The organism is Nocardioides sp. ChNu-153 (assembly GCF_030466625.1).
Taxonomy (GTDB): Bacteria; Actinomycetota; Actinomycetes; order Propionibacteriales; family Nocardioidaceae; genus Nocardioides.
This window is the reverse complement of sequence record NZ_JADEVT010000001.1, coordinates 402,494-420,102: the sequence shown is the minus strand read 5'-3', so window position 1 is coordinate 420,102 and position 17,609 is coordinate 402,494. Positions and strand designations below refer to the sequence as shown.

Here is a 17,609-nt window from a genome sequence, read left to right as displayed (position 1 = left end):
GCCGGCCGGTCCTCGCTCAGGACGTGCGCCGCACCGCCCAGTCGCGGATGCGGTCGATGCGCGCACGCAGCTGCTCCGCGGTGGCGACGGCCGCCGGCGGTCCGCCGCAGTCGCGGCGCAGCGCCGCGTGGGTCACGCCGTGCGGCTGGCCCGTGCGGTGGTTCCACGCCGCCACCAGGCCGTTGAGCTCGCGACGCAGGACCGCCAGCTGCTCGTGGGCGGTCAGCTCGTCGGCGGTGTCGGCCGCGCGGGCCGGTGCAGGTGGCCCGGCGTCGGCCGCGGCCTTCTGCTTGCGGGCGCGCTCCGACTGTCGCGACTGCAGGAGGTCGCGCACCTGGTCGGCGTCGAGGAGACCCGGGATGCCGAGGAAGTCCATCTCCTCCTCCGAGCCGACACTCACCTCGCCCGCATGGCCGAACTCGCCGCCGTCGTAGAGCACCCGGTCGAAGACGGCCTCCGAGCCGAGCGCCTCGAACGGCAGCTGGCCCTCCTCGGCCATCGCGGACTCGCTCGCGTTGGCCTGCGCCAGCAGGTCGTCCTCGGCGGCGAAGATGTCGTCCTCGTCCTTCACAGTGCGGCCCAGCACGTGGTCGCGCTGCACCTCGAGCTCGGAGGCGAACTCGAGCAGGCGCGGCACCGACGGCAGGAAGACCGACGCGGTCTCGCCCCGCTTGCGGGCGCGCACGAACCGGCCGACGGCCTGCGCGAAGAACAGCGGCGTGGACGTGGTGGTGGCGTAGACCCCGACCGCCAGGCGCGGCACGTCGACGCCCTCCGACACCATGCGGACCGCGACCATCCAGCGGCTCTCCGCGGCGGCGAACTCCGAGATCTTCTTCGACGACGCCTTCTCGTCGCTCAGCACGACCGTGGCCGCCTCGCCCGTGATGGCGCGCAGCAGCTTGGCGTAGGCCCGGGCCGAGGTCTGGTCGGTGGCGATGACGAGGCCGCCCGCGTCGGGCACGTGCCGGCGTACCTCCGAGAGCCGCTTGTCGGCGGCCGCGAGCACCGACGGCATCCACGACCCGGCGGGGTCGAGGGCGGTGCGCAGGGCGTGCGCCGTCATGTCCTTCGTCAACGGCTCGCCGAGGCGGGCGGCGACCTCGTCGCCCGCGCGGGTGCGCCACTGCATCTCGCCCGAGTAGGCGAGGAAGAGCACCGGGCGCACGACGTGGTCGGCCAACGCGTGCTCGTAGCCGTAGGTGTAGTCGGCCACCGAGCGCGGGACCCCGTCGGGGCCCGGCGCGTAGGTGACGAACGGGATGGGGTTGATGTCGGAGCGGAAGGGCGTGCCCGTCAGGGCCAGGCGGCGCTGGGCCGGCTGGAACGCCTCGCGGACGCCCTCGCCCCACGACAGCGCGTCACCGGCGTGGTGGATCTCGTCGAGGATCACCAGCGTGCGGAACCGCTCGGTGCGGATGCGCATCGCGAGCGGGTTCACCGCGACGCCGGCGTAGGTGACGGCGATCCCGACGTACTCCTTCGAGGTGCGGCCCTGGCCCGCGGCGTACGCCGGGTCCACCGGGATGCCGACCTTCGCGGCCGCCGCGGCCCACTGCACCTTGAGGTGCTCGGTGGGCGCGACGATCGTGATGCGGTCGACGACGCGCCGCTCCAGCAGCTCCTTCGCGACCGACAGGGCGAAGGTGGTCTTGCCGGCGCCCGGGGTCGCGACCGTCAGGAAGTCCTTCGGGGAGTCCTCGAGGTACTGCCGCATCGCGGCCACCTGCCACGCACGCAGCGACGGGGCCGTGCCCCACGCCGCACGCTCCGGCCAGGCCGGCGACAGGTCGACGGTGCTGGGCTCCTGCGGCCTGCCGGGTGCTCCCCCGCTCACGCCTCGTCGCCCGAGCCGCCGCCCTTGCCCGAGCCGTCCTGCATGGAGTCCCAGACCTCCTTGCACTCCGGGCAGACCGGGAACTTCTCGGGGGCACGGCTGGGCACCCAGACCTTGCCGCACAGGGCGATCACGGGGGTGCCGAGCACCATCGCCTCGGTGAGCTTGTCCTTCGGCACGTAGTGGCTGAACCGCTCGTGGTCACCGTCGTCGACCGGGACCGTACGACGGTCCTCCACCACGCTGGTGCCACCGCTCGTGCCCGGGCCGGAGAATCCGATGCGAGTGCTCACGGGGTCGATCCTACGGTCCCCCGGGCGTTCCGACCGACTCGACGGAGCGGCCGAGGGGGTCAGTTCAGGGTGGGGTCGACGGGCCGGTTCACGGCCCAGGCGAGCTCGCCCGGCTGGCGCCGCAGCACGTCGCGGCGCAGGTCGTCGGGGTCGTCGGCGAAGGCGTCGGCGGGGACGCCGGGCACGACGTACCAGCTGCCCTCCGCGACCTCGGCGTCCAGCTGGCCCGGGCCCCACCCGGCGTACCCGACGAAGATGCGCAGGGCGGCGAGACCGCCCTCGAGCAGCTCGACCGGCGTGTCGAGGTCGACCACTCCCATGCCCATGCCGCCGATCACCTCGCGGTAGCCGACGGGCGGCGCCGCGGGGTCCGCCGGGCGGGCGAGGCCGAGCGCGCCGTCGGGGCTGACGGGTCCGCCGCGGAAGACGACGTCGGGGTCGGAGACGACGTCGCGCCACTGGTCGAGCACGTCGGCGACGAGCACGGGCGAGGGGTGGTTGAGCACGACGCCCAGCGCACCGTCCTCGTCGCTGTCGAGCAGCAGCACCACTGCCTCCGCGAAGTTCGGGTCCTGCAGCTCCGGCGAGGCGACCAGGAGCATCCCGGGACGGGCCTCGATCATGCGTCCATCATGCACGCGACCGCCGCACCTGGGGGGTACGGCGGTCGCGGCGGCGTCGCGGGGGCGGCCTCACGCGGCGAGTGCCGCCCGCAGCCGGTCGAGCAGGGTCGGGCGGGGCCCGGCGGCGTGGGCGCCGACCCGGGGGGGCGCCGCCGCCTCGGCGGCGAGCGTGGCCCGGGCGCGGTCCTCGATCGCGGCGCCGACCGCGGCCGACGCGGCGTCGTCGAAGCTCGAGCGGCCCGCCATCGCGGCCAGCACCAGGCGCTCCTTCGTCACGGCGATGCCGAGCATGCGGTCGGCCTCCTCGCCGGCGCCCTCGGTCATCGCCCGGTCGAGCACCATCCGCACGCCGGCGAGGTCGCCCGCCGTCGCGACCCACGCGGCCACGACGGCGGCCTCGAGGTCGAGCGGCTGTCCGGAGAGCTCGCGGTCGATGCGCCCGGCCAGCCGGGTGTGCCAGCGCAGCTGCAGCGCGCCGAGCAGGTCGAGGTCGTCGCGGAAGGTCTCGGCGACCCCGGCGACGTCGGTGGGCAGCAGGCCGTCACGCCGGGCGTCCGCGGTCGCGGCCACGGCCGCGAGCACCTCACCGCGGCGGTGGTACGAGTTCCACGTCATGGTCGTCTCCTTCGGTCGGGCATTCACATACCAGCGGTACGTACTGCGAGTATGCCCAGCAGGTACCCCGCACCGAAGGCACCGTGACGGTGACGTCGCGCACGTGGCGGCGCTCACCCTCCCGGAGCCGCGCGCCGCCCCACCTATGCTGGGCGGCGCCATGAGCAAGCCCCCCTCGTCCAAGCGCCGCCTGCCCGGGCTGCCGTCCGTCCCCGGCACCAACCGGCGGGCGCAGTACTCGGCGTCGACGAAGCGAGCACTGGTCGACGTGGCCGAGCGCCTCTTCGCCGAGGAGGGGTACGCCGGAGCCTCCCTCGACGCGATCGTCGCGGGCGCCGAGGTGACGAAGGGCGCGCTCTACCACCACTTCCACGGCAAGCGAGCGCTCTTCGAGGCCGTCTTCGAGCGCGTCGAGGGCGAGGCGGTCAAGGCGATCCAGCGCTCGATGGGCCAGGCGCGCGACCCGTGGGACAAGGCGCTGGCCGGGCTGCGCGCCTTCGTCGACGTGGTGCAGCAGCCGGCGTACCGGCGGGTGGTCGTGCAGGAGGGGCCCGCCGTCCTGGGCTACGAGCGGATCCGCGAGCAGCAGGAGCGCACGAGCTTCGCGCTCGTGCACGACATGGTGGCCGACGTGCTCGCCGACCCGGGCGCCCCGCTCGACGACCTCCTGCTCTCGTCGTTCAGCAGCGTGTTCTTCGGCGCGCTGTCCGCCGCCGGCGAGTTCGTCGCCGACTCGGACGACCCGGGTGCGGCCAGCCGCCGCGTCGAGGTCGTCGTCGGCTACATCCTCAGCGGGATGCAGCTCATGCGCGACGGGGGCGTCGCACTCCCCACGACCGAGCAGCTCGACGAGCCCGAGGCCCTCGAGGGGGAGGCCGACCCGGACGGCGCCCCGCCCGCGGCCGACTGACGCTGGCGCCGCTCAGTCGTAGGTGACCGACCCCTCGGTGGCCGGGACCAGCTCGATCCACGTGTGGCCCGCCGGGACGGCCAGCTCGGCGCCGTCGGCGCCGAGCAGCCGCAGCGGTGCGGCCGCGCTGGCCTTCGACCACGTGGCCTCGACGGCACGACCCGCGTGGAACACCGTCGCCGTGCCGGTGCCCTCGAGCACCGACTCCGGGACGGGGTTGCCCGCGGGGTCGAGGTAGCCGGCGTCGACGACGTCGACCTCGAGGGCGACCACGGTGTCGGCCCGGAAGTCGTCGCCCTCGCCGGCGTTGCCGTCGACCACGGCGTAGGCGTCCCCGTCGAGCTCCCAGCTCGTCGTGTGCGACCCCGAGAACCGGACGTCGACCTCCGTGGCGGGCGCGCCCCCGGCCCACGCGGCGCCGTCGCCCCACGCGAGGTAGTCGTCGGGACGCTCACCGTCGGAGGGGGTGCCGACGACCTCGGTCAGGTCGGCGAAGAGGTTGTAGGGGATGCGGCGCGCGTCGCTGCGGGAGAACCCCGCGGGCGCGCCCTCCTCCTCGACGAAGCCGACCCCGGCGTCGCGCAGCCGTGTGATGGTGCGCTGCGCCGCCCCGCTGGTGACGACGGTCGTGTCGTCGGTGGGCACGATGCCGATGTCGCTGGCCCGCATCGACCGCACCGGCCCGACCTCGTCCGGCAGCTCGGTGTGGAAGAAGGCGGCGAGCCGCGTCGTACCGCCCTCGACGAGCTCCTCCACCACGAGGTCGGCGCTGCCGAGCCCCCGCTGGGGCGCCGAGGCCGCCGTGTTGTCGATCTTCACCACGAAGGCGGGCCCCGTGGTCGCCGACGGGTCCGCGGGCAGACCGGTGAAGGGCCACGTCGGCGGCGGCTCGGGGGCCGCCGCGGGTGCGGGGTCGTCCCCCTGCGCGGCGACGTCGCCCGCGTCGCCGGAGCAGGCCGCCACAGCCAGGGCGAGCGCGAGCGCACCGACCCCGCCGATCGTCCGCCGGGCCCGTGCCCGCGCCGTACCCGTCACTGCCCCGCTCCTCGTCGTCCCGTCGTGCCCGGCGCAGCCGCCGGCGCGCGCCAGTCTGGGCCGCGGGGGCCGGGACGGCACGGCGCCACGCGCACGGATGACGCAGGACGCCCCACTGGTCGAGACCAGTGGGGCGTCCGAGGTGCCTGCAGGAGAGGGGGGACCGGGGCGGTCGCCGGCGCTCAGAGGAGCGTGGCGCCGCCGTCGACGTAGAGGGTCTGGCCGGTGATGTACGACGCCTCGTCGCTCGCCAGGAACGTGACCGCGGCCGCGATGTCCTCGGGCAGGCCGATGCGCTTGACGGGGTTGCGCTCGGCCACGCCGGCGCGGAAGTCCTCGACGCTCATCTTCATCCGGGCCGCGGTGGCGTCCGTCATCTCGGTGGCGATGAAGCCGGGGGCCACCGCGTTGACGTTGATGCCGAAGGGGCCGAGCTCGATGCCGAGCGTGCGGACGAAGCCCTGGATGCCCATCTTCGCGGCCGAGTAGTTCGCCTGGCCCCGGTTGCCGAGCGCGGAGGTGCTGGAGAGGCACACGACCTTGCCGTAGCGCTGCTCCGTGAAGTGCTTCTGCGCCGCCTTGGTCATGAGGAAGGCGCCCTTGAGGTGCACGCCCATGACGAGGTCCCAGTCGACCTCGGTCATCTTGAACAGCAGATTGTCGCGCGTCACGCCCGCGTTGTTCACCAGGACGTGCAGACCGCCGAGCTCGCTGACGACCCGGTCGACGGCCGCGTCCACCGAGGCCGCGTCGGACACGTCGGCACCGATGCCCACCGCTCGCGCCCCGTCGGCGAGCTCGACGCGGCCGGCCGCGTCGGCGGCGGCCCCCTCGTCGAGGTCGAGGATCGCGACCGACGCGCCCTCGCTCGCGAACCGCTGGGCGGTGCCGAAGCCGATGCCCCGCGCCGCGCCCGTGATGACTGCCACCCGTCCGTCGAATCGACCCATGCGCGTCACCCTAGGCCATCGCCCGGCGCGGCCAGGGCGTCCCGGATGCGGCCGGCGGCGGCGGCGCGCTCGCCCGCGCCGTACTTCTGCCGGGGCCAGAAGAAGCCCCGCAGCCCGTCGCCCTTGGTGCGGGGCACGACGTGCAGGTGCAGGTGCGGCACCGACTGGCTGACGACGTTGTTGACCGCCACGAACGACCCCTGGGCGCCGAGGCCGTCGACCACGGCGCGGCACAGCCGCTGGGCGGTCGCGAGGAACGGGTCGCGCAGCGCGGCCGGCAGCTCGTCGAGCGTCACGACGTGGACGCGCGGCACCAGCAGCACGTGGCCGTGGAACACCGGGCGCTGGTCGAGGAAGGCGACCAGGTCGTCGTCGGCGTGCACGACGTCGGCGTCCGCCTCCCGCGCCACGATGGCGCAGAAGACGCACACGGTCGCGGCCCGTGCTGGTGGCACCCGGCGCTCAGCCGTCGAAGTGGTGCAGGTCGCCCAGGCCGTAGGTCCAGCGGAAGCCGTGGTTCGCGAGGATCTGCACGACCCGGTGCGAGCGGCTGCGCCACGCGACGGTCGGGTGCGACCGGCTGAGCCACCACGTGTTCGGCACCGCGCCCTGGGCCGAGCGGTACGGGTTCTCCCACGGGTTGATGTCGATGGAGCGGCCCGTCGAGTGCGGCGAGCGGCGGCTCGGGTTGCCCACGACGCCGCGGCAGTTGAACGCCGAGGTGTTGTCGGCGGCCATCGACTTGTAGTCGTCGGCCCCCCGCAGCCGCGAGCTGTAGCCGAACCCGTCGGGGCGCACCATCGAGCGGATCGGGATGCCGCCGTCGTGCAGGGCGCTCAGCATCCGCGCCGTGCGCGTCGCGATCGAGCGGTGCACGACGACCTCGCCGCGGTAGCGGAAGCCGTCGAAGCCGAGGTAGTTGACGCGCACCAGCCGCAGGTCGGCGCGGCCCACGGGGCAGCCGGGGCGCCACGAGCGCCCGACCATGTCCGCCCAGATGTGGTTCGGGATCGTCAGCACCTCGGGCGCCGGGCCGGGGATGGTGGCGCGGGGGGCCGGCGGCACGTAGACCGTCGGGCGGGGCGCGCCGCTGGGCAGCACGACGGGCGGGGCGTACGGCGCGACGTTCACCCAGCGCTCCGGGCTGATGCCCTGGGCGATCCACTCCTGCGGGCGGAACACGACGCGGTACTTCGTGCCCCTGCGGGGCTTGAACACGACCTTGCCGCCGCCGTTCGACGCCAGCGGGGCGCGCGCCGCGACGACCTCGTAACCCGACCCGTCGTTGGCGTGCACCTCGACCGTGCCGGTGACCGGGTTGCGGGCCTCGTCGCGCACCGCGTACCAGAGCGTCAGGGGGTGCTCGTCGCGCACGCTCGTGGGCGCGGCGAGCTCGACGACCGCCCGGCGCTGGCGCAGCGTGATGCGGCCCTCGCCGATGGCCCCCGCGTGCTCGCCGTCGCTGTCGAAGAGGGCGCGCACGACGTTGTCGCGGGAGTACGCCGCCACGACCACCGTCGCCGTCGTCGTGCCGTCGGCGCCCGTCGTGAGCGTCGCGACGGGCGCGAACTTGCCGTAGGTGAAGCGCTCCACGCGCACGCGGGCACCGGCCAGGGGCGCGCCGTCGGCGTCGGCGACGGCGATGGTGACGTCCACCTGGTCGCCCTTGAACCCGGCCGGGGCGCTCACCGTGACCCGGGCGGGCGCCGCGGCGGCGGGGTCGGCGGGGGCGTCGGGCTCCGCCGCGCCGGCGTCGGGCTCGGTCGCCCCCGCGTCGGGCTGGGCAGGCTGGGCGGGCTGGCTCGGCGCTGCGGGCTCGGCCGGCTCGGTCGGCGTCGTGGGCTCGGTCGGCTCGGAGGCCGGCGGGTCCGTCTCGGCGGTGACCGCGTGCGGCGCCGCGGCCGCGGACGGCGCGGTCGCGTCGGCGTACCCCACCCCCGGGGCCACGAGCAGGGCGGCGACGACGAGGCCGGTGACCGCGACGGTGCCCCGCGGACGCAGCGGGCTGCGCCACCGGCGCCGGGACGAGAGGGGGGACGCGGGGCCCGAGACGCTCATGGGAGCAGGGTAGGGAGGAGGGGGCCCGACCACAACGGCCGACGAGCCCTAGGCTCGGCGCGCCGAGGACCACCCGCCCGACCCCGAGGACCGCCCGTGACCACCGCACCCGCCGCCGGACCCGCCCGCCGCGGCCTGGCCCAGGTGTGCGCGGCGGGGGTGCTGTGGGGCACGGGCGGCCTGGCCGTCCACGAGCTGCACGAGCGCGAGGGCATGGCGTCCGGCACCGTCAGCGCGTGGCGGATGGGCCTGGCGGCGCTCGTGCTCGTCGTCGTCGTGCTGGCGCTGCGCCAGGGACCCGCCGTGGCCGCGCTGGCCCGTCGCCACCCGGTCCGCACGGCGCTGCTCGGCGCGGCGACCGCGGCGTACCAGGGGCTCTACTTCGCCGCCGTCCTCACCGCCGGCATCGGGGTCGCGACGGTGGTCGCGCTCGGCCTGGCCCCGCCGCTCGTCACGGTCGTCGAGTGCCTGCGCGAGCGCCGGGCGCCGCGCCCCGGCGAGCTCGTCGCCCTCGTGGCGGCTCTGGCCGGCCTCGCCCTCGTCACGTACGGCGGCAGCGACGCCGCCGCGGGCCCGTCGCCGCTGCTGGGGGTCGGGCTCGCCGTCGCCGCCGCGGTGGGCTACGCCGCGACGACGCTCGTGGGGCGCACGGTCAGCCAGGAGGCCCCTCCCCTGGCGCTCACGACGCTGGCGACGACGGTCGGCGCCCTGCTGCTCCTCCCGTGGGCGGCCGTCGAGGCCGCGCGGGGCCTGCCGGTGGCGACGACCGACCCCGTCTCGCTGACGTGGCTGGTGTGGCTGGGCGTCGCGACGATGGCGCTGGCCTACGGGCTGCTCTACGCCGGGCTGCGCACGACGAGCAGCGGCACGGCGACCGTCGCCACCCTGCTGGAGCCGGTGAGCGCCGCCCTGCTCGCGGCGCTGGTGGCCGACGAGCGCCTCGGGCCCGTCGGGGTCGTCGGCGGCGTGCTCATCCTGCTCGCCGTGGCCGTGCGCGCGGTGACCGAACCGCGCGGGACGGACCCCACGGTCGTGCTCGGGGCTCAGCCCGCGGTGCGGCGGTAGAGCCGCTGCGGGCGGCCCGCGCCGCCGTACTGCAGACGGGCGGTCAGCTCGCCCGTCTCGACGAAGTGCTCGAGGTAGCGCCGCGCGCTGACCCGCGACACCCCCACCCGGTCGGCCACCTCGGCCGCGGGGAGCTCGACGTCGCCGGTCAGCTCGGCCGCCACCGCGGCCGCGGTCTCCGGCGACAGCCCCTTGGGCAGCTGGCGGCGGGCGGCGCCGACGGGGGCGAAGACCGCGTCGATCGCGTGCTGGGTCGTGCGCGCCTCGGGCCGCGGGCCGGTCTCGCCGTCGTCCGCCCCGATCGCGGCCAGCGCCTGGTGGCTGCGGCGGAAGTGCTCGAGACGGGCGACGAGGTCGTCCCGCTCGAACGGCTTGACCAGGTAGTGCGCGGCGCCGGCGGCCGCCGCCGCCCGCACCGTGTCGACCTCGCGGGCCGCCGTCACGATGATGACGCCCGTGTCGTCGCCCCGCCCGCGCAGGCGCCGCAGCACCTCGATGCCGGACAGGTCGGGCAGGTGCACGTCGAGGAGCACGAGGTCGGGGGCCAGGCGCTGGACCTCCGCCAGCGCGGCCGTGCCGGTGGCGGCCACGCCGACGGGCACGAACCCGGGGATCTGCTCGACGAAGCGCGTGTGGATGGAGGCGACCATGAAGTCGTCGTCGACCACGAGCACCCGCAGCTCGTCACCCGCCCCGCTCATGCCCGACCTCCCGGCAGCACCGCCGTGAACACGGCGCCGGGCGACCCCGTGCCGACCCGTACCTCGCCGCCCCGACGTTGGCAGACCTGGCGCACGAGCGCCAGTCCGATGCCCCGGCCCCCGGCGACCGGCTCCTTGGACGACCAGCCGCGCTCGAAGACCAGCTCCCGCTCGGCCGCGTCGACGCCGGGACCGGAGTCGGCGACCTCGACCCACGCGGCGGCGCCGTCGTACCAGAGCCGCACGCGGACCCCGGCGTCCCCGGCCTGCCCGGCCTGCCCCGCCACCTGCCCGGCGACCGCGTCGACGGCGTTGTCGACGAGGTTGCCCAGGACGGTGCCGACGTCGGCCGCGAGGTCGGCGTCGAGGCGCGGCAGCGTCTCCTCCCCCACGAGCTCGACGGCCAGGCCGCGCTCGGCGGCGACGGTGGACTTGGCCACGAGCAGCGCCGCGACCTGCGGGTCCTCGACCCGGGCCCGCACGCGGTCGCTGATCGCGGCCTGGCGCCGCACGATGGTGCCGATGGCGGCCGCCGCCTCGTCGTGCTCGCCCAGCTGGAGCAGCCCGGAGATGGTGTGGAGCCGGTTGGCGAACTCGTGGGTCTGGGCGCGCAGGGTCTCGGTCACCGACTCGCGGGCGCGCACCTCGCTGCGCAGGGCGAGCAGCTCGGTGTGGTCGCGCAGCGTCACCACGACCCCGCCGGTCACGCCCCCGCCGCGCACCCGCGTGCGGTTCACCACCAGCACCCGCCCGCCGACGACGAGCAGGGCGTCGCGGATCTCCTCGACGTCGCCGGCCGCGGCGAGCACCGCGACGACCTCGGGCGGCAGCGCGGCGTCGAGCAGCGCCGTCCCGGGGCCGACGGCCGGGTCGAGCTCCAGCAGCTCACGGGCGGTGTCGTTGACGACGGTGATGCGCCCGTCGTCGGCGACGGCCACGAGGCCCTCGCGGATGGAGTGCAGCAGCGCCTCGCGCTGGTCGGCCAGCGCCCCGATCTCGGCGGGCTCGAGCCCGCGGGTGCGGCGCTTGATGAGCCGGGAGAGGCCGAAGGAGCCGACCGCGCCGAGGGCGAACCCGAGGCCGAGGAAGACGGCGAGGTCGGGCGCGGACCGTTCCAGGCGGGCCTGCCAGCCCGGGTACCGCTCGGCGACCATCACGATGCCCACCTGGTCGCCCGTGTCGGAGAGGACCGGCACGAGGGCGGCGAGCGAGGGCCGGCCGCGCTCGCGGACGTCCCCGGTCCACACCCGCCCCTCGAGGATCGAGCCGTCGCCGACGTCGACCTGCTCGCCCTCCTCCGTCGGATTCGGGCCCACCACCTGCCGACCCCCGGCGTCGAGGAGGTAGACCGCGTCGGCCCCGAGGCGGTCGCGCACGTCACCGGCGTACGACGCCAGCGCCTCCTCGGGCGGGTACCGCTCCTGCAGGCCGCTGCGCACGGCCCCGGTGTTGGCCAGGTTCTCCGCCGCTGAGCGCAGCCGGCTGCCGCGGTCGTCGCGGAACGCCGAGTCCGCCTGCTGCACCGTGACGAAGCCCGCCACGGTCAGCACGACGAGCAGCACGCTCAGCTGGAGCAGCAGGAACTGCCCCGCGAGCGTGAGGCGCGAGCGTGACCACAAGTTGCCGAACCTCCGTTGCGACCCAAAGCGTGACGGGGGCCACACCACCGGTGACGATCCCCACATGTGGAACCCATTCTCCCGCCGGACCGCGCGACGACGCGCGGCCGGGACCGTCTCGGCGGTGGTGCTGCTCGCGGCCCTCACCGGCTGCGGCGTCACGCGCGGTGACGCGTCGAACGACTTCACCGTCTACATCCCGAACAGCCCTGGTGGAGGGTACGACCAGACCGGCCGTGCCGCCGTCGCGGCCATGGAGCGCAACGACCTCACGGGCGGCGACTTCGAGATCAGCAACATCATCGGCGCCGGCGGTTCGGTCGCCATGTCGCGGCTCATGAACGCCGAGGGCGACCCGCGGCTGATGATGTACATGGGTCTCGGCGTCGTCGGCTCGCTCTACTCCAACGGCAACGACTTCCGCCCGCAGGACGCCACCCCGATCGCCAAGCTGATCGAGGACCAGGAGGGCGTGCTCGTCCCCCGCGACTCCCCCTACCGCACGCTCGAGGACTTCATCGCCGCATGGCGCGCCGACCCGAACGCGATCGTCGTGGGCGGCGGCTCGTCGGTGGGCGGCCCCGACCACCTCTTCCCGATGCTGCTCGCCCAGGCGGCGGGCATCGACCCGCGCGAGGTCCGCTACGTCGTGTACGACGGCGGCGGGCCGCTGACGTCCGCGCTGCTCGGCGACAAGATCCAGGTGGGCTTCTCGGGCCTCGGCGAGTTCGAGGGCCAGATCGCCTCGGGCGACCTGCGCGCCCTGGCCGTCTCCGGCGAGGAGCGCGTCGACAGCCCGTCGCTCTCCGACGTCCCGACCGTGACGGAGGGCGGGGTCGACCTCGTCTTCAACAACTGGCGCGGCGTGCTCGCCCCGCCCGGCATCACCGACGAGGAGCGCCAGCGCCTCATCGACCTCGTCGAGGAGATGCACGCCACCGACGAGTGGCAGCAGGCGATGGCCGACAACGGCTGGATCGACGCCCTGCAGACCGGTGACGAGTTCACCGAGTTCCTGGAGTCGGAGGACGCCCGCGTCGCCGACACCCTCGACGAGCTGGGTCTCGCGACGTGAGCGCCACCCGCGACGGCGCGCTCCGCCGTACCCCCGACCCCTCCTCCGCCCCCTCCTCCCCCGCAGCCACAGGTGACCCCGTGACCCTCGATCCCCCCGCGCCCGAGCGCGACCTCGCGCAGCTGGGCCTCGCCGCCGCGCTGGTCGTGGTGGGCCTCTACACCGTGTACGACGCCTCCACCCTCGTCGTCGGGTTCGCCGACCCGGTCGGGCCGAAGGCGTTCCCCTACGTCATCGGCGCCGTGCTGACGGGCCTCGGCGTGCTGCTCGCCGTCGCGGCCCTGCGCGGCGACGTGCCCGACCTCGACGACGGCGAGGACGTCGACCTCTCGCAGGGGTCGGACTGGATGACCGTCGTCAAGCTCGTCGCGGTGCTGGTGCTGACCATCGCCACCGTCGGCTGGCTCGGCTGGGCCGTCACCGGCGCCTTCCTGTTCGCGGGGGCGACGTGGGCGCTCGGCTCCCGCACGCCCGTGCGGGACCTGCTCATCGGCGTCGTGCTGTCGGTGACCAGCTGGTACGCGTTCTACGTCGGCCTCGGCATCCCGCTGACGCCGGGCGTCCTCGACGGAATCCTCTGAGAGGGGCCTGGACCATGGAAAGTCTCTCGCTGCTCGGCGACGGCCTCGCGACGGCCCTCACCCCCGAGAACCTGCTCTGGGCCGCCATCGGCGTCCTGCTCGGCACCTTCGTCGGCGTGCTGCCCGGCATCGGTCCCGCCATGGCGGTGGCACTCCTGCTGCCCGTCACCTTCGGCCTCGAGCCGACCCAGGCGTTCATCATGTTCGCCGGCATCTACTACGGCGGCATGTACGGCGGCTCGACGACCTCGATCCTGCTCAACACACCCGGTGAGTCGGCGTCGGTGATGACGGCGCTCGAGGGCAACCGGATGGCGAAGAAGGGGCGGGCCGCCCAGGCGCTCGCCACGGCCGCCATCGGCTCCTTCATCGCCGGCACGATCGGCACGCTGCTCGTCGTGTTCTTCGCCCCGGCCCTGGCCGAGGTCGCCGTCGAGATCGGCGCGCCGTCGTACCTCGCGATCATGCTCATGGCGATGGTGCTGGTCACCAGCGTGCTGGGGTCGTCGCGGCTGCGCGGCTTCATCGCGCTGTTCCTCGGCCTGACGATCGGGCTCGTCGGCCTCGACCTCAACACCGGCCAGCCGCGCCTGTCGTTCGACCAGCCGCTGCTCGCGGACCGCATCGACATCGTCGTCGTGGCCGTCGGCATCTTCGCCGTCGGTGAGGCGCTGTGGGTCGCGGCGCACCTGCGGCGCAAGCCGCTCTCGGTGATCCCCGTCGGGCGCCCGTGGATGGGCCGCGACGACTGGCGGCGCTCGGTCGGGCCGTGGCTGCGCGGCACCGCGCTCGGCTTCCCGTTCGGCGCCGTGCCGGCCGGTGGCGCCGAGACGCCGACGTTCCTGTCCTACGTGCTGGAGCGGCGCCTGGCCCGCAAGGGCCACGAGTTCGGCCACGGCGCCATCGAGGGCGTCGCCGGACCGGAGGCGGCCAACAACGCCTCGGCCGCCGGCACCTTCGTGCCGCTGCTCGCGCTCGGCCTGCCCGTCACCGCGACGGCGACGATCATGCTGGCCGCGCTGCAGGGCTACGGCATCCAGCCCGGCCCGCAGCTGATGACCGAGCACGCCGACCTGGTGTGGACGCTGCTCGCCAGCCTGCTCATCGGCAACACGCTGCTGCTCGTGCTCAACCTGCCGCTGGCCCCGCTGTGGGCGAAGCTGCTGCGGATCCCCCGGCCCTACCTCTACGCCGGCATCCTGTTCTTCGCCTCACTGGGTGCCTACACCGCGAACCAGCAGCCCTTCGACCTGTTCCTGCTGCTCGTCTTCGGCCTGCTCGGCCTGGCCATGCGGCGCTTCGGGCTGCCGGTGCTGCCGCTCATCCTCGGCGTCATCCTCGGCCCGCTGATGGAGACGAAGATGCGCGAGGCGCTCGCCATCTCCGACGGCGACCTGAACGGCCTGGTCGACGAGCCGCTGGCCGTGATCGTCTACGGCGTCATCGTGCTGCTCGTCGTCGTGCCGCTCGTGCTGTCCCGGGTGCGCCCCGGCGCGGCGCCGACGGCCCGGGTCGCCGAGGACACCATCCCCACCGACCCCACCGACCCCCGTGAGCCTCGTGAGAAGGAGACCGCCCGATGAGCGCCGAGACCGTCGTCATCGCCTACACCCCCGACGAGTTCGGGCGCGCCGCGCTCGAACACGGCATCGTCGAGGCCCGCCGCCGCTCCGCGCGGATCGTCGCGGTCAACGCCACCCGCGGCGACGCCCTCGTGGACGAGCGGTACGCCGACGACGCCGCCATCGACGCGCTCGAGAGTGCGCTCGCGGAGTCCGGCATCGAGCACGTCATCCGCCGCCCCATGGCGCCCGACGTGTCCGAGGCCGTGCTCGAGGTCGCCGAGACCGACGGCGGCACCGTGATCGTCGTGGGCCTGCGCAAGCGGTCCCCCGTCGGCAAGCTCGTGCTCGGCAGCGTCGCCCAGCGCGTGCTCCTCGGCGCCGGTGTGCCGGTGCTGGCCGTCAAGCCGTAGCCCCACCCCGGTGGTTGAGGTGGGTGCGCCAGCACCCCTCGAAACCACCACCGGACACGAACGTGGTTTCGAGGCTCGCTAACGCGAGCACCTCAACCACCGGGGAGCCAGCCCGACGCCGGTGGTTGAGGTGGGTGCGCCAGCGACAGTTCCGGTGGTTGAGGTGGGTGCGCTAGCACCCCTCGAAACCACCACCGAATCCGAACGTGGTTTCGAGGCTCGCTAGCGCGAGCACCTCAACCACCGGGGAGCCAGCCCGGCGCCGGTGGTTGAGGTGGGTGCGCCAGCGACAGTTCCGGTGGTTGAGGTGGGTGCGCCAGCACCCCTCGAAACCACCACCGAATCCGAACGTGGCTTCGAGGCTCGCTAGCGCGAGCACCTCAACCATTGGGGCCACCGACGGTCACTCGCCCTCGGGGTCCTCGGGCTCGGCACCGAGGAGGTGCTCCAGGATCCCCAGCGCCTGGCCGTCGGTGACGGGTGGGCCGTTCACCTCGGGCTCCTCGGGCTCCTCGGGTTCGTCCGCCGGCACCGGCACGTCGAGCCGGCGCAGCGCCCGCTCGACGGTGCGGTCGCGCTCCAGCTCCTCGCGCAGGTCGACCTCTTCGGCCGCGGGCACGAGGCCGTGCAGGCGCCAGAGACCGGCGTCGTCGCCAGGGCGGTCGTCGTCCACGTGTGCTCCTCGGGAGGGAGGGGCGACCGTAGCCCGCGCGGCCCCGGCGGCCCACGGCGGCCCGCGGGGGGTCAGCCGGCGCGGTGCGCGTCGTACCGCTGCTGGTGGAAGGCCCGGGGCGTCACGGCGACCTCGGGCTGCTCGAGGTCGTCGAGGTCCGCGGCGATCTCGACCCCGGCCTCGGCGCAGGCCGCCACGTAGTCCTCGTAGTCGACGCGGAGGCCGTCGTGGTCGGCGCTCAGCGCCTCGCTGATCGTGCGGCCCTCGAGCACGCCGAACTGGCCCTCGGTGTCGAGCAGCACGACCGCCGCCTCGGCCAGCGGGGTGTCGTCCGGCCCCCGCCAGTAGCCGTAGGCCGCCTCCTCCTCGCGCTGCGCCACCCAGGTGACGAGGGCGGCGGTGTCCCGGTTCGCGGCCACGTTGGCGGCGATGTCGGGGTTCGCGAGGTCGTCGGGCGTCAGGTAGGACTCGTCGAGCACGGCCGGCACCTCGCCGTCGGCGAGGAACGTGACGCCCTCCTCGCTCCACGGCGTGTCCTCGCCGCGCGCCTCGCGCTCCCGCCACACCTGCGCGTCCGTCGGCCACGTCGTCATCGCTGTCCCCCTCGTCGTCCGGTACGGCGGCACTCGCCGCCCCCGGCCGGTCTGTCCGGTCGCGGGGACGCGCAAACCCACCGGCGGGCGGCGAGTGCCGTCGCACCCTGCCGCGGTGGCCCAGACCGAGGAGGAGCGGCGGCGCGACCTCGTGCTCCTGCGCCGGGTGCGCGACCGCATCGACCGCGACCACGCGCAACCGCTCGACGTCGAGTCCCTGGCGCGCGGCGTGCACTGGTCGGCGGGCCACCTGAGCCGCGAGTTCCGGCGGGCGTTCGGCGAGTCGCCGTACAGCTACCTCATGACGCGGCGCATCGAGCGGGCCATGACGCTGCTGCGGCGCGGCGGCCTCAGCGTGACGGAGGTGTGCTTCGCGGTGGGCTACGGCTCGCTCGGCACGTTCAGCACCCGGTTCACCGAGCTGGTCGGGATGGCGCCGAGCACCTACCGCGCGCGGGCGGCGGCCGGCGACGGCGCCGGCATCCCGCCCTGCGTCGCCAAGCAGGCCACGCGACCGGTCAGGAACGGAGAAGCACCCCGGCCCGACCCGCGCCTAGGTTGAGCGGCATGAGCCTGAGCATCCACCACGCCTTCCTCCCCCACACCGACGCCGAGGCCTCGCTGGCGTTCTACCGCGACGCGCTGGGCCTGGAGGTCCGCAACGACGTCGGCCACGAGCAGATGCGCTGGATCACCGTCGGCCCGCCCGGTGGAGCGGGCACCTCGATCGTGCTGCACCCGCCGGCCGTCGACCCCACCATCAGCGACGAGGAGCGCCGCGTGGTGCTCGACCTCATCGCGAAGGGCACGTTCGCCGCGCTCACCCTGGCGAGCGACGACCTGGACGCCGACTTCGCCCGCATCGAGGCGAGCGGTGCCGAGGTCGTGCAGGAGCCGACGGACCAGGACTACGGCGTGCGCGACTGCGCCTTCCGCGACCCGGCCGGCAACCTCGTGCGCGTCAACCAGGCCTGACGCGGGCCTTCCCCCGACCGGCCCTGCTCGC

Annotated in this window: 20 protein-coding genes; 8 read left to right on the top strand and 12 right to left on the bottom strand. The window is 74.9% G+C overall.

Features of this window, described 5'->3' with window-relative positions:
* Positions 1-16: 16 nt before the first annotated feature.
* The 4 genes from INN71_RS02020 to INN71_RS02005 form a co-directional block, all read right to left on the bottom strand.
* The gene (locus tag INN71_RS02020; RefSeq protein WP_277497685.1) at positions 17-1,789 is read right to left on the bottom strand and encodes a DEAD/DEAH box helicase; all 1,773 of its coding nucleotides are present in this window, start codon (positions 1,787-1,789) and stop codon (positions 17-19) included.
* Between the two features lie 44 nt (positions 1,790-1,833).
* On the bottom strand, positions 1,834-2,079 hold the full coding sequence (locus tag INN71_RS02015) for a DUF3039 domain-containing protein (RefSeq protein WP_277497686.1): 246 nt from the start codon (positions 2,077-2,079) through the stop codon (positions 1,834-1,836).
* Between the two features lie 110 nt (positions 2,080-2,189).
* A complete protein-coding gene (locus INN71_RS02010; protein WP_277497523.1) occupies positions 2,190-2,753 on the bottom strand; it encodes a YqgE/AlgH family protein in 564 nt (187 codons plus the stop codon).
* Between the two features lie 69 nt (positions 2,754-2,822).
* Entirely contained in the window at positions 2,823-3,368 is a 546-nt protein-coding gene (locus INN71_RS02005; RefSeq protein WP_301799333.1) for a hypothetical protein, read from the bottom strand.
* A gap of 160 nt (positions 3,369-3,528) precedes the next feature.
* On the opposite strand from INN71_RS02005, the gene INN71_RS02000 reads away from it, so the two are divergent.
* Positions 3,529-4,278 (top strand): TetR/AcrR family transcriptional regulator, encoded by a 750-nt coding sequence (locus INN71_RS02000; RefSeq protein ID WP_277497525.1) that lies wholly within the window; start codon positions 3,529-3,531, stop codon positions 4,276-4,278.
* A gap of 12 nt (positions 4,279-4,290) precedes the next feature.
* Here the strand turns inward: INN71_RS02000 and INN71_RS01995 are convergent, their stop codons facing one another.
* From INN71_RS01995 to INN71_RS01980, 4 genes are all read right to left on the bottom strand, one after another.
* Positions 4,291-5,313, bottom strand: coding sequence for a DUF3048 domain-containing protein (locus INN71_RS01995; protein ID WP_277497526.1), 1,023 nt, complete (start codon positions 5,311-5,313; stop codon positions 4,291-4,293).
* Between the two features lie 182 nt (positions 5,314-5,495).
* Positions 5,496-6,263, bottom strand: a complete 768-nt coding sequence (locus tag INN71_RS01990; RefSeq protein ID WP_277497527.1) for an SDR family NAD(P)-dependent oxidoreductase — start codon at positions 6,261-6,263, stop codon at positions 5,496-5,498.
* Between the two features lie 5 nt (positions 6,264-6,268).
* Positions 6,269-6,718: an HIT family protein gene (locus tag INN71_RS01985; RefSeq protein WP_277497528.1), complete on the bottom strand. Its 450-nt coding sequence runs from the start codon at positions 6,716-6,718 to the stop codon at positions 6,269-6,271.
* A 7-nt stretch (positions 6,719-6,725) separates the two neighbouring features.
* The gene (locus INN71_RS01980) at positions 6,726-8,321 is read right to left on the bottom strand and encodes a M15 family metallopeptidase (RefSeq protein WP_277497529.1); all 1,596 of its coding nucleotides are present in this window, start codon (positions 8,319-8,321) and stop codon (positions 6,726-6,728) included.
* A 96-nt stretch (positions 8,322-8,417) separates the two neighbouring features.
* Here INN71_RS01980 and INN71_RS01975 point away from each other — a divergent pair, with 96 nt between their 5' ends.
* Positions 8,418-9,386 carry a DMT family transporter gene (locus tag INN71_RS01975; protein ID WP_277497530.1) on the top strand — a complete coding sequence of 323 codons (969 nt, stop codon included), beginning with the start codon at positions 8,418-8,420 and terminating at the stop codon, positions 9,384-9,386.
* On the opposite strand, the gene INN71_RS01970 is transcribed toward INN71_RS01975, so the two are convergent.
* Positions 9,365-10,087, bottom strand: a complete 723-nt coding sequence (locus tag INN71_RS01970) for a response regulator (protein ID WP_277497531.1) — start codon at positions 10,085-10,087, stop codon at positions 9,365-9,367. The two genes, INN71_RS01975 and INN71_RS01970, sit on opposite strands and share 22 nt — an antisense overlap.
* A complete protein-coding gene (locus INN71_RS01965) occupies positions 10,084-11,706 on the bottom strand; it encodes an ATP-binding protein (protein ID WP_277497532.1) in 1,623 nt (540 codons plus the stop codon). The genes INN71_RS01970 and INN71_RS01965 overlap by 4 nt, the downstream gene beginning before the upstream one ends.
* Before the next feature lie 64 nt (positions 11,707-11,770).
* On the opposite strand from INN71_RS01965, the gene INN71_RS01960 reads away from it, so the two are divergent.
* From INN71_RS01960 to INN71_RS01945, 4 genes are all read left to right on the top strand, one after another.
* Positions 11,771-12,781 (top strand): tripartite tricarboxylate transporter substrate binding protein, encoded by a 1,011-nt coding sequence (locus INN71_RS01960; RefSeq protein WP_277497533.1) that lies wholly within the window; start codon positions 11,771-11,773, stop codon positions 12,779-12,781.
* An 80-nt stretch (positions 12,782-12,861) separates the two neighbouring features.
* Positions 12,862-13,362, top strand: coding sequence for a tripartite tricarboxylate transporter TctB family protein (locus tag INN71_RS01955; protein ID WP_277497534.1), 501 nt, complete (start codon positions 12,862-12,864; stop codon positions 13,360-13,362).
* A 14-nt stretch (positions 13,363-13,376) separates the two neighbouring features.
* On the top strand, positions 13,377-14,945 hold the full coding sequence (locus tag INN71_RS01950; protein ID WP_277497535.1) for a tripartite tricarboxylate transporter permease: 1,569 nt from the start codon (positions 13,377-13,379) through the stop codon (positions 14,943-14,945).
* Positions 14,942-15,337, top strand: a complete 396-nt coding sequence (locus INN71_RS01945) for a universal stress protein (protein WP_277497536.1) — start codon at positions 14,942-14,944, stop codon at positions 15,335-15,337. Before INN71_RS01950 ends, INN71_RS01945 begins: the two co-directional genes overlap by 4 nt.
* 403 nt (positions 15,338-15,740) lie before the next feature.
* Here INN71_RS01945 and INN71_RS01940 read toward each other — a convergent pair whose 3' ends face one another.
* Positions 15,741-16,010: a hypothetical protein gene (locus INN71_RS01940; protein WP_277497537.1), complete on the bottom strand. Its 270-nt coding sequence runs from the start codon at positions 16,008-16,010 to the stop codon at positions 15,741-15,743.
* Positions 16,011-16,081: 71 nt separating this feature from the next.
* Positions 16,082-16,603, bottom strand: coding sequence for a hypothetical protein (locus INN71_RS01935; protein ID WP_277497538.1), 522 nt, complete (start codon positions 16,601-16,603; stop codon positions 16,082-16,084).
* A 115-nt stretch (positions 16,604-16,718) separates the two neighbouring features.
* On the opposite strand from INN71_RS01935, the gene INN71_RS01930 reads away from it, so the two are divergent.
* Together INN71_RS01930 and INN71_RS01925 are read left to right on the top strand one after the other, a co-directional pair.
* A complete protein-coding gene (locus tag INN71_RS01930; RefSeq protein ID WP_277497539.1) occupies positions 16,719-17,165 on the top strand; it encodes a helix-turn-helix transcriptional regulator in 447 nt (148 codons plus the stop codon).
* A gap of 5 nt (positions 17,166-17,170) precedes the next feature.
* A complete protein-coding gene (locus tag INN71_RS01925; RefSeq protein ID WP_277497540.1) occupies positions 17,171-17,578 on the top strand; it encodes a VOC family protein in 408 nt (135 codons plus the stop codon).
* The last annotated feature ends 31 nt before the right edge of the window (positions 17,579-17,609 follow it).

Excerpts from the sequence above, each read along its gene's own strand:
- INN71_RS01925 (WP_277497540.1), top strand. The coding sequence starts at position 17,171 with ATGAGCCTGAGCATCCACCACGCCTTCCTCCCCCACACCGACGCCGAG.
- INN71_RS01945 (WP_277497536.1), top strand. The coding sequence starts at position 14,942 with ATGAGCGCCGAGACCGTCGTCATCGCCTACACCCCCGACGAGTTCGGG.
- INN71_RS02010 (WP_277497523.1), bottom strand. The coding sequence starts at position 2,753 with ATGATCGAGGCCCGTCCCGGGATGCTCCTGGTCGCCTCGCCGGAGCTG.
- INN71_RS02005 (WP_301799333.1), bottom strand. The coding sequence starts at position 3,368 with ATGACGTGGAACTCGTACCACCGCCGCGGTGAGGTGCTCGCGGCCGTG.
- INN71_RS01960 (WP_277497533.1), top strand. The coding sequence starts at position 11,771 with ATGTGGAACCCATTCTCCCGCCGGACCGCGCGACGACGCGCGGCCGGG.
- INN71_RS02000 (WP_277497525.1), top strand. The coding sequence starts at position 3,529 with ATGAGCAAGCCCCCCTCGTCCAAGCGCCGCCTGCCCGGGCTGCCGTCC.
- INN71_RS01935 (WP_277497538.1), bottom strand. The coding sequence starts at position 16,603 with ATGACGACGTGGCCGACGGACGCGCAGGTGTGGCGGGAGCGCGAGGCG.
- INN71_RS01990 (WP_277497527.1), bottom strand. The coding sequence starts at position 6,263 with ATGGGTCGATTCGACGGACGGGTGGCAGTCATCACGGGCGCGGCGCGG.
- INN71_RS01950 (WP_277497535.1), top strand. The coding sequence starts at position 13,377 with ATGGAAAGTCTCTCGCTGCTCGGCGACGGCCTCGCGACGGCCCTCACC.
- INN71_RS01970 (WP_277497531.1), bottom strand. The coding sequence starts at position 10,087 with ATGAGCGGGGCGGGTGACGAGCTGCGGGTGCTCGTGGTCGACGACGAC.
- INN71_RS01980 (WP_277497529.1), bottom strand. The coding sequence starts at position 8,321 with ATGAGCGTCTCGGGCCCCGCGTCCCCCCTCTCGTCCCGGCGCCGGTGG.